At 37.3% G+C, this 14,896-nt stretch carries 13 protein-coding genes and 1 pseudogene; 10 read left to right on the top strand and 4 right to left on the bottom strand.

Features of this window, described 5'->3' with window-relative positions; genetic code table 11:
• Positions 1 to 218: 218 nt before the first annotated feature.
• The 4 genes and pseudogenes from ABID39_RS07920 to ABID39_RS04170 form a co-directional block, all read right to left on the bottom strand.
• Positions 219 to 329: pseudogene (locus tag ABID39_RS07920) on the bottom strand (integrase); the annotation flags it as partial.
• 504 nt (positions 330 to 833) lie between these two features.
• Positions 834 to 1,373 carry a DUF1254 domain-containing protein gene (locus tag ABID39_RS04160; protein ID WP_354186335.1) on the bottom strand — a complete coding sequence of 180 codons (540 nt, stop codon included), beginning with the start codon at positions 1,371 to 1,373 and terminating at the stop codon, positions 834 to 836.
• Positions 1,366 to 1,962 carry a DUF1214 domain-containing protein gene (locus tag ABID39_RS04165; RefSeq protein WP_354186337.1) on the bottom strand — a complete coding sequence of 199 codons (597 nt, stop codon included), beginning with the start codon at positions 1,960 to 1,962 and terminating at the stop codon, positions 1,366 to 1,368. Before ABID39_RS04165 ends, ABID39_RS04160 begins: the two co-directional genes overlap by 8 nt.
• A gap of 17 nt (positions 1,963 to 1,979) precedes the next feature.
• On the bottom strand, positions 1,980 to 4,127 hold the full coding sequence (locus tag ABID39_RS04170; RefSeq protein WP_354186339.1) for a transglycosylase domain-containing protein: 2,148 nt from the start codon (positions 4,125 to 4,127) through the stop codon (positions 1,980 to 1,982).
• 274 nt (positions 4,128 to 4,401) lie between these two features.
• Between ABID39_RS04170 and ABID39_RS04175 the strand changes: the two genes are divergently transcribed.
• From ABID39_RS04175 to ABID39_RS04220, 10 genes are all read left to right on the top strand, one after another.
• Positions 4,402 to 4,638, top strand: coding sequence for a hypothetical protein (locus ABID39_RS04175; RefSeq protein WP_354186341.1), 237 nt, complete (start codon positions 4,402 to 4,404; stop codon positions 4,636 to 4,638).
• Positions 4,639 to 4,655: 17 nt separating this feature from the next.
• Positions 4,656 to 5,324 (top strand): response regulator transcription factor, encoded by a 669-nt coding sequence (locus tag ABID39_RS04180; protein ID WP_354186343.1) that lies wholly within the window; start codon positions 4,656 to 4,658, stop codon positions 5,322 to 5,324.
• The gene (locus ABID39_RS04185) at positions 5,321 to 6,733 is read left to right on the top strand and encodes an ATP-binding protein (RefSeq protein WP_354186345.1); all 1,413 of its coding nucleotides are present in this window, start codon (positions 5,321 to 5,323) and stop codon (positions 6,731 to 6,733) included. The genes ABID39_RS04180 and ABID39_RS04185 overlap by 4 nt, the downstream gene beginning before the upstream one ends.
• Positions 6,734 to 7,030: 297 nt before the next feature.
• Entirely contained in the window at positions 7,031 to 7,768 is a 738-nt protein-coding gene (locus tag ABID39_RS04190) for a tetratricopeptide repeat protein (protein WP_354186347.1), read from the top strand.
• A gap of 331 nt (positions 7,769 to 8,099) precedes the next feature.
• Positions 8,100 to 8,579, top strand: coding sequence for a cytochrome c maturation protein CcmE (gene ccmE / locus ABID39_RS04195; RefSeq protein ID WP_354186349.1), 480 nt, complete (start codon positions 8,100 to 8,102; stop codon positions 8,577 to 8,579).
• A 7-nt stretch (positions 8,580 to 8,586) separates the two neighbouring features.
• A complete protein-coding gene (locus tag ABID39_RS04200) occupies positions 8,587 to 10,566 on the top strand; it encodes a heme lyase CcmF/NrfE family subunit (protein WP_354186351.1) in 1,980 nt (659 codons plus the stop codon).
• 1 nt (position 10,567) lies between these two features.
• Positions 10,568 to 10,972, top strand: coding sequence for a cytochrome c-type biogenesis protein (locus tag ABID39_RS04205; protein ID WP_354186353.1), 405 nt, complete (start codon positions 10,568 to 10,570; stop codon positions 10,970 to 10,972).
• A gap of 230 nt (positions 10,973 to 11,202) precedes the next feature.
• Entirely contained in the window at positions 11,203 to 12,714 is a 1,512-nt protein-coding gene (locus ABID39_RS04210) for a Do family serine endopeptidase (protein ID WP_354186355.1), read from the top strand.
• Between the two features lie 80 nt (positions 12,715 to 12,794).
• Positions 12,795 to 13,481: a winged helix-turn-helix domain-containing protein gene (locus ABID39_RS04215; RefSeq protein ID WP_354186357.1), complete on the top strand. Its 687-nt coding sequence runs from the start codon at positions 12,795 to 12,797 to the stop codon at positions 13,479 to 13,481.
• Entirely contained in the window at positions 13,478 to 14,860 is a 1,383-nt protein-coding gene (locus ABID39_RS04220; protein WP_354186359.1) for a sensor histidine kinase, read from the top strand. Before ABID39_RS04215 ends, ABID39_RS04220 begins: the two co-directional genes overlap by 4 nt.
• Positions 14,861 to 14,896: the final 36 nt, after the last annotated feature.

Genomic DNA, 14,896 nt, shown 5'->3' on the forward strand with positions numbered 1-14,896 from the left:
GGTACGCTTTGGGTAGCAGGTCATGTTAAAAAAACACCCCGAAAAGAACTTTTGATTCGAAATAATTAAGAGGCATGTTGCAAAATCCTATTCCCTGATTTTTATTTGGGAGTCCCTCATAGTGAAAAAAATGTATAAATACAGTAGTTTATTTTTTACATAAAACTACATACTATTCAGTCACAGTATGAAATATGAAGGGTGTACTGTAAAATTCATTGAGCACCTCCATCTTTACGCTTATGGAGTAACAAGTCGGCACCATCATTATATTTGCTAGCCCCCAATGTTGCGACAGACCTTGCATTAAGACGGTTTATAAGAGCCATTTTTACTCCTTTCTTGTATAGTTTTTATCCACACACTCATCCCGCTTGTGACGTGCAAGGGAATGGTTTTGATTGATTCAAGATAAGCAGGTTTGAAATGAGAGAATCTTACGATATTCGAGACTCTCATTCAACATATAAAACAGTGAATTATCATTATAAATCAATGTGTTGTGTGAATCGTGAGAGTGTTAAAAAACGCTCAATTAAAGAGGGATCAGGATACGGGCTATGAACCATTTGAATTCAAGAGTAGTAGCGACGTTAGGTAAAGAATGATGGAGTTGGCTTTTGTCTGTGTAAGCGTGGGAATGGAGGGAGGATAATGGTGTGTGTTATCAAATTTCATGCAAATTAATAAGAAACGGAGTTTGAGGAAAAAGATAACTCTAAAGAAAATATGTCAGTTAATTACACAGGAGAGCATTATGCAGATCATTTTAATATGCCTTCATCCACTTTGATAGAAGGAAGTATTTATATAGCTAGAAGCTGTAGGCAATTTTATTCATTGAATATACGGCAAGATGCTGATGAAAAGAAGGTTTCACTTTCTTTTTTTGCAAGTAGCGAGGGAGTAAAAATCCGTAAGACTGCAAAACCTTCATTTAAATTTTGAGCTACTAAAATAGAATTGGTATTTCTTTTAGGTTTTGATTGTTTGAGCTCTATGATTTGTATTGGTTTTCCAATAATAAGATCGAGAGTTGTATCGGGGGTTGTCCGGTCATTGAAGCTGTAAAAAATAATCCCGTCATGCGTGTAGGTTGCCAGAGACCAAAATTGTGTTGTCTTTAGAGCTTTTAAATGAACAGGACCATTTTCAAGATTAAATCTGCAAACTTTAAGAAGAAAGAATGGATCAGTAGACTGCTGAATGGGGTTATTAGGATCTAAGTCAACAAATTGGTAAGGAGCTCCTGATTTTTTAAGAGCTTTCCATATATTATTTTGTGTCCAATAGGGAGTTAAAAATAAAACGCAAATATGAACAATGATGGCACCAATACTTGCAAGAAGTGCGGCGTGAAAGAGTCTAATCACAGTTTTGTTGTCCTGATGAAATTTGTTCTACAGAAGGCATTGTGAGCTTTTGTAATGCCGTTGCAGAAATGATTGAGGTATCATATAAAGTAAGAATAAGCCCAAATTCTTTTGGGCTGATGGTTGCAAGCCAATTGCCGCTTTGTGGTATAGGTGAAATGTTGATGCGTAATGCGCCATCTCTTTCGTAGGTAATATTGTCAGTGTAGAGTTCGAAAGGTATATCCTTAGATGAAGTGTATGGTTTCAGGAATCTGTCGGCCGTATAGAGGGTAAAGAAACGGGCGTTGGGAATATGACCTTTGAGCAAATAATGGCAATGAGGGAGCAAGGGACGCCCACGGCTGTCTTTCCAAAGTTGAAAAATGAGTCCTTCTGTGCGTCCGAGTGAGATATCACCTCGTTTGGCTGTGCGTGCACGGGTATAGGGATCGGTGTTGGTTGTGCCCACTTCTGGATAAGTACTCCATTTGCCAATTGTAAAACGTCCGAAATTATTGAAGAAATTGAGCATATAATTGACGCTAGATATTCCACACAAAATAGTAAAGGCAAAAATAAAAAAGGCAGTGGTAATATGAATAAACATTATAGAATATCTCAGATTTAAAGTTTTGAAGAACCAATAGTTTTTGTTTTCAAAGTGATTGATAGATTCCTCAGATCGTTGTTGATTAGCCGTATAATATTCAATGTTTCATGTGATGGCATGTAGGCTATTGAGGTTGCATTTTCAGAATCGTTGTAAGAAGGAATTGTTGGTGGCTGATAAGGGAGGAGAGAATCTTCAACACCATAGAGTTGTTTGAGCATGATATTTTGATGTGCAGAAGACATAATACGATGCCATATCATAGCAGGAACGCCGCCACCAAAAGCACGATTCATTGGTGAAAAATCATCATTTCCCATCCATACAGCTCCAGTATAATTACCAGTAAAACCAACAAACCATGCATCGCGATAGGATTGTGATGTTCCCGTTTTTCCAGCAACAAGGGTCATGGGGAGAGCAGCACGTTTACCAGATCCTCGTGTTGTGACACCAATCATCATCTGGTTCATATAAGCTGCTGATTGTTTGCTGAGAACCCGATATGGTTTATTTCCATTATGCTCTAAGTCCCATACCACAAGTCCATCAGTTGTTCTGATTTGTGTAAAACTATGGCGATTTCCAGCCATGCCTCCATTAGCAAAGACATTAAAACCGGTTGCTTGATCCATGGGGGTCATATTGGACGTGCCAAGAACCATCGTTTTGTGTGATGAGATATGCGCATTGATTCCCATATTTTTGATGAGATCTATGATGGGTTGTGTATCACGGTTAAGATATTGATAGGTAAGATAGACAGGAACTGTATTGATAGAAAAAGCTAAAGCAGTTGCTAAGTCAATTTTACCAACATAACGTCCAGAATTGTTTTTAGGTGACCAGCCACCCCAATTGATGGGGGCATCCAGAACTATTGTTGAGGGAGACAAACCGTGTTCCATTGCGGCGGCATAAACATACGGTTTAAATGCAGAGCCAGGTTGCCGTCCGCCTTGTGTTGCTCTATTAAATTGGCTTTTTTGATAATCTAGCCCTCCGACAATTGCACATACAGCACCGTTATTGTTGAGTATGACGGTAGCTGCTTGTCTTGCGCGATATTGTTGACCATATTGCTGTAAATGGTAGGTAATTGATTCCTCTGCTGCTTTTTGAATATTGGGATCAAGAGTCGTTTGAACAATTAAGGTATGGCTTGGAAGTTGGTCACTTATTTTTTTGACTTCTTCGAAGACCCAATCAAGAAAATAGTCAGGTTGATTATTTTCTATTTTTGGAATAGCACTGGCAGGATGGCGATGGGCACTGATAACTTGGCTCTCAGTCATGAATTCACTATTGACAAGATTAGAAAGCACGACATTAGCACGTGTTTGGGCAGCAAATAGGTGACTATGCGGAGCATATTTAGATGGAGCTTTGAAGAGTCCTGCTAACATAGCGGATTCGCTAAGGGATACGTTGCGTATATTTTTACCAAAGTAGAATTTTGCAGCTGATGCAATACCAAAGTTATTTCCTCCCATGTATGCACGGTCAAGATAAAGTTGCAAAATTTGCTTTTTGCTAAAGTTTGCTTCTAACCAAAGGGCGAGATAGGCTTCTTTGATTTTGCGTGTTATGGTTCGTTCGCTTGTTAAAAACAAATTTTTAGCCAGTTGTTGTGTGAGAGTCGAACCGCCTTGAACGACACTTTTAGCCTGCATATTTTGTGAGATCGCCCGTATGAGCCCGTACAGATCAATACCCCAGTGATCAAAAAAACGGCGATCCTCTGTCGCAAGTACTGCCTTAATAACATAATCAGGCATTTCCTCAACTGGGACAGAGGTTGCCGGCAATGCACCGCGGTGACCAATAGGATTTCCATATTTATCTAGAAAAAGAATGGAAAAATTTTTAGGAGAATACCAATCTTTTTTGGTTAACTCAAAAACAGAAATGCCCACAACGGTGAAAAGAGTAAAAACAATCAATCCTAATGTCAGTGCTTCATCGAGAATTTCTACGATAAAGCGTTTCCATCCTCGGATATGAAAATATTGTGAAATGACTTTTGTCTTATTCCAAAAGAAACTGTTGGCAGAGCGGATGCGATAAAGTGCTGTATCAAACAGTGCATCTAATTCAATAAGCGCTGGGCTTTGGAAGGGCTTATTATGCTGCGTTTTCTTTTTTTTAAAAAAATCAAACATTTTAAAAAGCCTACGGCAAAGTCATACAACCAAAAAAAATCTATGATGATTATATGGAGCACAAGTAATTTTTTGCTATAGCGCTCACAAATAAAGAGTTTTATCGAGGGGAAGGGAAATTTGTTTATGTTTATCATCGTTAAACATATTTTATTTTGAAATTGCTAAATTTTAGGATAATATCCATTTGTTTTTCTGAAAGAGGGTGTATCATTTTTGAAGAGACAAGAGAGCATTATTTGTTTTGTTTTCAAAAATGGACTGTGAGATATCTGTGATGAAAAAATTTTTCTTATTTATAATGATATCAATTTTTTTGGGGGCGGATTTTGTTGTCGCGGCTGGTTGTGTCGAAGTGGGTAAGAAGATTGCTACTCAAGAAAATGGCGTATTAGTACGTTTGAAACCAGTTGTTCAGGATGGGAAAAATATGTGTATGGTTGTGATTGTTGTGCCAGCTCGTGACGGTGAGAAGCTGCGTCGTGTTGAGGTTTTTGTTCCCAATAATTAAGTTTGGGAGATGTTGTAATGCGTATTTTAATTGTTGAAGATGATCGAAATCTTCACCGTCAATTAGTAGAAGCTGTAAAAAATGCGGGATATATTTCAGATAGTGCTTTTGATGGTGAAGAAGCTTATTTTTTAGGAAGCACAGAGCCTTATGATGCTGTCATTCTTGATATCGGTCTGCCTCATATAGATGGAATTCGTGTTGTTGAAAAATGGCGTCAAGAAGGGCATTCTATGCCTGTTTTAATGCTAACAGCGCGAGATCGTTGGTCTGATAAAGTGCTTGGCATTGATGCAGGTGCTGATGATTATGTTGTTAAACCATTTCATTTAGAGGAAATAATAGCGCGGTTGAGGGCGTTAATTCGTAGAGCTGCTGGGCATGCCACAAGTATGATACGCTGCGGTAAAGTTTTATTAGACACCAAGACTTCTCGTGTTTTTGCTGATGGTCAGCTGATTAAATTGACTTCTTATGAATTCAGACTTCTTTCATATCTCATGCATCATTGTGATAGAGTGGTTTCAAGGACAAATATTATCGAACATCTTTATGACCAAGATTTTGACAAGGATTCAAATACGGTTGAAGTTTTTGTAGGCAGGTTACGTAAAAAGCTTGGAGTAGATTTTATTGAGACAGTTCGAGGAATAGGCTATAGCGTGAGAACACTAGGTGGCCAATGAGTGTTTGCAAAAACGACAATTGGCTTAAAAAATTGTTTTTTTTCGTTAGTAGATCTCTCAGTTTACGAGTGATGATTTTATCGACATTATGGGTTGTTATTTCGCTTTCATCAATTTCTGCAGTGAGTATTTTATTTTATAGGCGCTTAAGTGAACAAAACTTAGAGCGTATTCTTTCAGCTCAGCTTTATAGTCTTGTTGCAACAGTAACTGTGTCACCCGAGGGAAGTTTGAGAGGAAGTGTTGGAATTGATGATATTCGTTATTCAGATCCAACAACAGGATGGTATTGGGAAGTTGTTGCTATATCACCTAATCTAAAAGGAAGGTTAACATCCCCATCCTTGGGAACAGAGAAAATATTTTCACCAAGCGATATTGATAGACCTTTTGACAATAAGTTTTTTCGCTCTTATCGGATAAAGGGGGATAGAGGTCAGACGCTACAGGTCATTGAAAATGATGTTGTCCTTGATAATCAAAATCACATTGCGCGTTTTCGCTTTGTTGGGAATATAGATGAGGCACATGCACAAGTGCAGGAGTTTAAGCGCACTTTGCAAATTTTTCTTTGGAGTTTTGGTATAGGCAGTGTTTTTATCAACATTGCTATTGTTTTCTTTAGTTTTCAGCCGTTGAAGCTTATCCGGCGAGCATTGAATGATATTCGCGAAGGCAAAGCTCATTACGTAAATACGGATTTAGTAAGTGAAGTTATGCCACTAGCACAAGAGATGAATGCTCTTATCAATAATAATCAGCGGATCATTGAAAGATTTCGCACGCAGGTTGGTAATCTTGCTCATTCATTAAAGACACCTCTGTCAGTGATTATAAATGAGACTGATAAGATGCATGGGAAACGGGCTCTTTTCTTGCAAGAGCAAACCGAAATGATGCAGGCACAAATAAATCATTATCTTCAGCGAGCACGGATTGCAGCGCAATGCGATAGTGTTGTTTATCACACATTTGTTCGCAGTGTGATTGAGCGTTTGGTGCGTCTTATGAAAAAGCTTAATCCTGAAAAACAGTTTCAGTTTGTTATGAATGTGGATGATATTATTTTTTCTGGTGAGAAAGAAGATTTAGAGGAAATTGTAGGGAATTTGATTGATAATGCTTCTCAGTGGTCTCGTACAAAAGTTATGATTTCCTGTCATTTAGAAGAAAATGTTGAAGAAACAGGATATTTTAGTATCCTTGTAGAAGATGATGGTCCTGGTGTAACAGAAAACAAAATGGATGAAGCGCTAAAAAGGGGGCGTCGGCTTGATGAAAGTAAACCGGGGACAGGTTTAGGATTAGCGATTGTTTCAGATATGGCCAATGAATATGGCGGGAATCTTTCTTTATCACGTTCTGTCTTGGGCGGGTTATGTACAAAGGTTTTATTACCAAGGCGGTAGATAATAAAATTTAGGGCATCATATTACGCATTGAATCTTGTGAGTTAGAAATATTTTAGATAAGATAGGGAGCAGGAGGCATTTCAGAATTATGAAGGGTGTATCTGTTTTTAATCGAAAATGGTCGATAGTATCATTTTTATATTCTTGATACCTATAAGAAGCATAAATGATAAGTTTTGTCATTCTGTCAATAAAGAAAATGTTGTTTTATCGTTTTATATTAGTATTTTTGTGAAATAAGAAGGAAGGATAAATTAGCTAGTTTTTTTATTTTCGTATCGGTATCACAATGATATGTTATTATTAGTTTTGACAGCACTTTTTCTCATTTTTCTGGCAGGTGTTCTTTTTATTTCATTGCACGTCAATGATAAGACAAACAAGGAATGGCGGGATCAAACCATTGATAATTATAAGAGTTTTATGTATCAGGTTGAATCTGACAAGATTTGCACGCATAATAAAAACAGACATACGCTTAAAATTTTGAGTATTTTTTTTGTTCTTCTTATGACGTGGAGCATATACGGTCTAACAGGTAATCCAGAAGTTAAAAGTTATTTTTTTAGCACGTTAATGGATAAGAATCCAAATCTCCTTAGTAAGAGTGAACAGCTTGTTCGTCTACAAGTGCTTTTTCTTCGTTCACCAAACGATGGTAAATTAGCAGATGCATTAGCAATAGGATATCTTGAGGAAGGTTATTTCCAGAATGCAGTGAACATTTATTTAGATGCGTTGCGTTTGAATGGAGAAACGGCTCCAAGACTTGTTGGGTATGGATTGGCCTTGGTTGGTTATGAGGGGGGAATAATTACGCAAGAAGCACAAAATGCTTTTCAGAAAGCAGCAGATTTAGCACCAAATGATTTTTATCCTCGTTTATTATTAGCTGAAGCATTTTATCAGTCAGGGAAGTCTCTGCAGGCAATACAATTTTTACAAAATTTTCTTGATACAATGCCTGAGAATTTTACAGGAAGATCACGTATTGAAGCTATGATCATTCAGTTACGTGATGCACACAATTGAATGCGTAGAAAGTAATTATCGTGGATTTAAATTTGACCATCAAGGAGAATATGAAAAGCTGTTTAACAAGCGAAATGGTTGCAATACGAGAAGTAGAAGTTAAGGTATTTCGTGAGGAAGGGATTAACAGATCTAAACCTAAGGAATGGAGAAGTGCAACAAAGTAGTTGAGGGTGAGCTAAATGACAGTTTGTAGAAAAAGTACCTTTTTATAAAGAAGTTCAGAAAGGCACTAGATTTTTGAAGAGAAGGATTGGATAAAAGTTGCACTCATATATGAGATGTGCGAAGCTCTTGATAATATATCTATCAAAAAAATCGTAGAGTGTTCATGAACAGCCAATCTTTTAATAATGCTCCTTCATTGAAAATTATTTCAAAGCAGCGAGAAAAAAAGCGATTGCTGGTAATCCTGTTTTATTGTTTGATGATAGTCATTGCAATAAGCCTCATTATGTATGCAATGCGTAACACGGTGAGTTTTTTTCGAACACCATCTGAAATTACAAGAGAAGATATTTTAACAGGACGCCCTTTGCGTTTAGGTGGTTTTGTCGAAAAGGGGACGCTTGAATATGTTGGAGAGAAAGGGATTGTTTTTTTTGTAACGGATTATACAAGACGTGAAAAAGTAATTTTCGGTGGGGTTCTTCCGGATCTTTTTCGTGAAGGTCAAGGTATTATTGTAGAAGGATATTTTGATAAACAGGGGCTTTTTATAGGTACGCGCATTTTAGCAAAACATGATGAGACTTACATGTCTAGAGAAACAGCTAATCGTTTGAACAAACATCATGGTGTGGAGAAATAATTAGATTGTGCTTGTCGAACTGGGTCATATATTTTTATCTGCATCTTTTGCAGTTAGTCTATTGCAGGCAATTTTACCAACTTTAGGTTTTTTGTGGGGGGAGCGTGCGTTAATGCGAACAGCTATTCCTCTAACATATATTACTTTTATATTATTGCTCTTATCTTTTTTGGTTATCATTCACGCCCATATTGTATCTGATTTTTCTGTTTTAAATGTTGTGAATAATTCTCATTCAGAAAAACCGATGTTATATAAAGTTACTGGTGTTTGGGGAAACCATGAAGGATCTATGTTGTTATGGGTTTTAAGCCTTACTTTTTTTAGTACATTAATGGCGTTGTCTAGGCAACATTTGCCAGAACAGTTTAAGGCATTAATTCTGATATGCCAAAGTTGGATTGTAAGCGCTTTTCTTTTGTTTATTCTTTTTGTCTCAAACCCATTTTTACGTGTTAATCCACCAGCATTGCAGGGAAATGATCTCAATCCTCTTTTACAGGATCTTGCGTTAGCAATTCATCCGCCACTTCTTTATTTAGGCTATGTTGGTTTTTCACTTTGTTTTTCTTTTGCTATAGCTGCATTGATTACAGGACAGGTTGATAGAGTTTGGGCACGGTGTCTTCGTCCTTGGGTTCTTCTTTCCTGGATTTTTTTAACATTGGGTATCATGGTTGGATCTTATTGGGCTTATTATGAGCTGGGGTGGGGTGGGTATTGGTTTTGGGATCCAGTTGAAAATGTTTCATTTATGCCATGGCTTTCAGGAACTGCTCTTTTACATTCTATCATTATTTTTGAAAAGCGAGATACATTGAAAAGTTGGACTTTATTTTTAGCAATTCTTACTTTTTCTCTTTCTCTTATGGGGGCTTTTCTTGTCCGTTCTGGTCTTTTGATTTCCGTTCATAGTTTTGCCGTTGACCCAGCACGAGGACAAGCAATTCTTGCACTTTTATTTTTTTTCACAGGAGGAGCTCTTCTTCTTTTTGTTTTGCGCGTACCCGTGTTTCAAACAGATAGATTATTTCAACCAATTTCGCGTGAAGGTTTTATTATTTTAAATAATTTATTACTCACAACAATAACAGCGACGGTATTGATTGGTACGCTCTATCCTTATTTTATTGAAGTCTTAACTGGACAGAAAATTTCTGTAGGTGCGGCCTTTTTTAATCTTACCTGCGGGCCTTTAATGGTTTTATTGTTATTGTTTATTCCATTTGGGTCAATGATGGCGTGGAAACATGGTGATTTTTTTATAGTTTTTGAACGGCTATGGTTTGTTTTTGCATTAGCTTGTATGGCTTGTTTCATAGTATTTTTTGCCACATCTTTGCGTGATATTTTTGCTGCTTTAGGCATTGGGCTTTCAGTTTTTGTTTTTGGAGGTAGTTTAGCTGATCTTTGGTGGAAGAGTGGGTATAGCAAAACAACTTTATGGGTGCGAATTAAGAGGCTTATAGGATTGCCATGGTCTGTTTTTGGTGCAGCGATGGCACATATGGGATTAGGTGTTACATTGTTTGGTATTGTCTGTGTTGCGTTCTTCACGCAAGAACATATTCTCACTATGCATAGGGGAGATATGGTAACGATAGCAGGTAAAACTCTTCATCTGAGCGAAGTGCGTGATGGCGATGGTCCAAATTATTCTGCAATGGAATTTAACTTTACGATATATGAAAATAAAGACGCTATAGGTAGCGTAATAGCATCAAAGCGGTTTTATTCAAGTCAAAATACGTCAACAACAGAGGTTGGTATTCAAAATTATGGATTATCTCAGTTATATATTGTGCCAAGACGTATAGATGATAAAGGCGTGATTTTACATATATGGTGGAAACCTTATGTAATATGTATTTGGTTAGGTGCATTTATGATGGCGATGGGCGGATGCCTTTCTCTTTTAGGTTTTTGGTTGCGCATGAGGATACACAGTAGGTGGATTTTTACTTTAAATTTTTTGAAAAGACATTGAGATGAAAAATCTATTGCTTTGGGTTTTATTTTTTTTAATCGTAATTTTTCCAATGCAGTTAGTAATAGCAGTAGAACCGGACGAAGTTTTAAAAGATACGGTTCTTGAATCGCGTGCACGAGATATTGAATCACATTTGCGTTGTCCAGTTTGTCAAAATCAATCACTTGATGATTCAGATGCTCCTCTAGCACGTGATTTACGGTTTTTGATTCGGGAAAAGTTAGAAATGGGCTATACGAATCAGCAAGTTATTGACTTTCTTGTTGAACGATATGGTGAGTTTATTCTCTTAAAACCGCCATTTAATCAAACAACTTGGTTTTTATGGTTATCACCGTTGATCATTCTTATTATTGGTATAAGCGCAATATTTTTTCGGGTGATACGATATAAGCCAAAATAATGATTTTAAATGCTCAGAAAGAAAAAATGCCATTACCGTTAAAAGAAGAATTGTATGAAGAAAAGTGTACTACATATAAATTGGTTATTCAGCTTTATTGATAATGAAGGGCAGCCGTGTATTTCAACCTTACAAAACTTTAATAATTTGGACAGAAAATGGTAAGGTCTGCTGTTTTATAAGTGATTGCAACCTGGATGAAAATATAATTGAATAGGAGCGTATACTAGATGCTTAAAAAAACTTTCTTTAAAACATTGGCTGCAATAAGTTTCTCCACTGCACTGGAAAGTGCACTGTTTTTTAGTGGAAGTGGATCAAGTTTGTGGACAACAGAAGCCCATGCAAATTCTGTATTTACTTCATTAGTACAGCAGCAGGGATTTGCAGATATTGTTTCTAAAGTAAAACCAGCTGTTGTTTCAGTTCAGGTGAAGAGCAATAAAAAGAAAGAAGACTGGTTCTTTAGCAATTTTTTTAGTAGTCCAAGTATTGATCAATTACCAGATCAACATCCTTTGAAAAGGTTTTTTAGAGAATTTTATGATCGTGGTAGGTCTAACAACAAGTTCCCGCAACATTCGCATAAACTTCGTCCTATAGCTTTTGGATCAGGTTTTTTTATTTCGTCTGATGGTTATGTTGTGACCAATAATCATGTGATTTCTGATGGTACAAGTTATACTGTTGTTCTTGAAGACGGTACAGAATTAAATGCAAAGCTCATTGGATCGGATCCACGAACTGACCTTGCAGTGTTGAAAGTCAATGAAGAAAAAAAATTTTCATATGTTGATTTTGGTGATGATTTAAAGCTCCGCGTTGGTGATTGGGTTGTTGCTATCGGTAATCCATTTGGTCTTGGTGGAACTGTGACAGCGGGTATTGTTTCGGCACGTGGACGCGATATTGGTACTGGCAGTTATGATGATTTTATTCAGATTGATGCTGCTGTTAATAGAGGCAATTCTGGTGGTCCTACTTTTGATCTTGAGGGAAAGGTTGTTGGAGTGAATACTGCGATTTTTTCTCCTTCTGGAGGAAATGTGGGGATTGCTTTTGCTATTCCAGCAGCAACAGCAAAACAGGTTGTACAACAGCTTATTGAAAAAGGTTCAGTTCAGCGTGGCTGGCTTGGAGTTATGATTCAGCCTATAACGAAGGAGATTTCTGACTCAATTGGTTTAAAAGAGGCTAAAGGTGCTTTAATTACTGATGCATCAAAGGGACCAGCAGAAAAGGCGGGTATCAAGACAGGTGATGTGATTATTTCAGTGAACAGAGAAAAAATTAATGATACTCGTGATCTGGCAAAACGTATCGCAAATATTAAGCCTGGAGAAACAGTGACGTTGGGTGTTTGGAGATCTGGTAAAGAGACTAATATTAAGGTTAAGCTCGATTCAATGCCTGAAGATGAAAGTAAGAAAGAAGGGCAAAAATATTTAAATGGGCGCAGTAGTTCAGATGAAACATTGGAAGATTATGGTTTGATTGTTGCTTCTTCTGATGATGGTGTAGGATTGGTTGTAACGGATGTAGATCCAGATTCCGATGCTGCAGATAGGGGAATACGCCCTGGCGATGTAATTGTGACAGTTAATAATAAATCTATTAAAAAGGTATCGGATGTTATTGAGACAATCAAGAATGCTCAAAAACTAGGACGAAAATTTGTACTTCTACAAGTGCAAACAAATGATCAAAATCGTTTTGTTTCTCTTCCAATTTTAAAAAAATAATACTTTGTTAACAGTAGAGCAGAGGTTTTACAAACTTCTGTTCTACGATGCGATTGAATAAAATAACGGAGATGCGTTTTATGAAGATACTCGTTATAGAAGATGATCATGAAACGGGGCGTTATCTCGAAAAAGCTTTTCTGGAGGTTGGACATTCTGTTGATGTTGCGTATGATGGAGATACGGGATACGCTTTAGCTGAAAAAGAAAATTATGATGTTATGGTTGTTGATCGGATGCTTTTGCATCGTGATGGTCTTTCTATTATTTCTGAATTGCGTGCTAAAGGCAATGAAACACCAGTTCTCATCCTTTCGGCTTTAGGGCAAGTGAATGATCGTGTGACGGGATTACGTGCGGGGGGTGATGATTATTTGACCAAGCCTTATGCTTTTTCTGAGCTTCTTGCTCGTGTTGAGGTTTTGCAACGGAGGAAAAATCCTAAAGGAGCAGAAACTGTTTATTGCGTAGGAAATCTTGAGCTTGATCGGTTAGCACATACGGTAAAACGGGGTGATAGAAATATCATATTGCAACCGCGAGAGTTTCGTTTACTTGAATATTTGATGCGATATGCTGGTCAGGTTGTGACACGCACGATGCTTTTGGAAAATGTTTGGGATTACCATTTTGATCCACAAACAAATGTTATCGATGTTCATATATCTCGTTTGAGAGCAAAAATTGAAAAAGATTTTGATGTCTCACTTCTCCATACTGTGCGTGGAGCTGGATATATGCTGAAAGCGCCAGATAATAAAACATGAATCGTTTAATTAATATAATGCGCACAACTGCGTTAAGACTTTCAGCACTATATATTTTATTATTTGGATTGGTTGCAATAGGGCTTTCTATTTATATGACAGCATTTTCTGCTTCGTTATTAACCGAGCAAACAGAGCAAGCTTTACATGAAGAGTTAAGATATATCGAAAATGCTTATAATTATGGAGGTCTTACTTTATTAATGCGTGCTATCGATTATCGTTCACGACAACCAGGCGCTTTTCTTTATCTTGTTACGGATCCTATGGGACGCATTTTAGCAGGCAATGTTGCGCGTATTGAATTTGGTATTTTGAATAAAAATGGTTTTATTTCAAATTCTTTTTTATATTCACGTTTTGGAGAACATGGCAAAACAAGTGAACATCGTGCTTTAGCAATTGTTGTTGATTTACCTAATGCTATGAAGGTTCTTATAGGGCGAGATTTGGATGAACCAGAACGTTTTGCTGCGGTTGTTCGTAAAGCAGTAATGATTGCTCTTGCTGCAATGGTTGGTGGGGCTTTACTCATATGGTTCTTTGTTGGCCGGCGAGCATTACAGAGGATTGATCATGTGACAGCTGCATCGCAGCGTTTGATGGATGGTGATTTCAGTAGGCGCTTGCCTGTTTCTGGGGTAGGTGATGAGTTTGATCGTTTGTCGGCCAATCTTAATGTTATGTTAGACCGTATTGAAGAATTAAATATTGGTTTGCGTCAAGTATCAGATAATATCGCTCACGATTTGAAAACACCGCTTACACGTCTTAGAAATCGTGCTGAAGAAGCACTTTCAGGGCAAAAGACAAAACTTGAATATCGTCAGGCACTTGATGGTATCATTGCTGAATCAGATCAACTCATTCGTACTTTTAATGCTATTTTAATGATTTCACGTATTGAAGCCAGCAGTGCAATTGAGCATCTTGAGCTTATGAACATGAAGCTAATCCTTGAAGATGCTGTTGAAATTTATGAGCCTTTTGCTGAAGAATCAGGTGTTTTACTTCAGTTAGGGGATATATTTGATAAAGAGCTTAAATTGAATCGTGAGCTCGTTGCACAATCGATTTTTAATCTGATTGATAATGCCATCAAATATAGGGCTCAAGATGGAAGGAAAGCGAAAGTTTGCTTATCTATGGAATATCGCGATGAACATTTATTGGTCGTTGTTAGCGATAATGGTCCAGGAATTGCAGAAGATAAACGTGAAAAAGTCACAGAACGATTTGTTCGCCTTGAGGAAAGCCGTACACAACCCGGTTTTGGTATTGGTTTAAGTATAGCAAAAGCCGTTATGAAACTTCATGGAGGAGAATTATTATTGGAAAGTGCAAATCCAGGTCTTAGAGCTGTTTTATTATTTCCTTAAAAGTGTTTTTCCTCATTCTCTTTTTTTTTGCACGTA

This window comes from Bartonella japonica (assembly GCF_040545385.1).
Taxonomy (GTDB): domain Bacteria; phylum Pseudomonadota; class Alphaproteobacteria; order Rhizobiales; family Rhizobiaceae; genus Bartonella; species Bartonella japonica.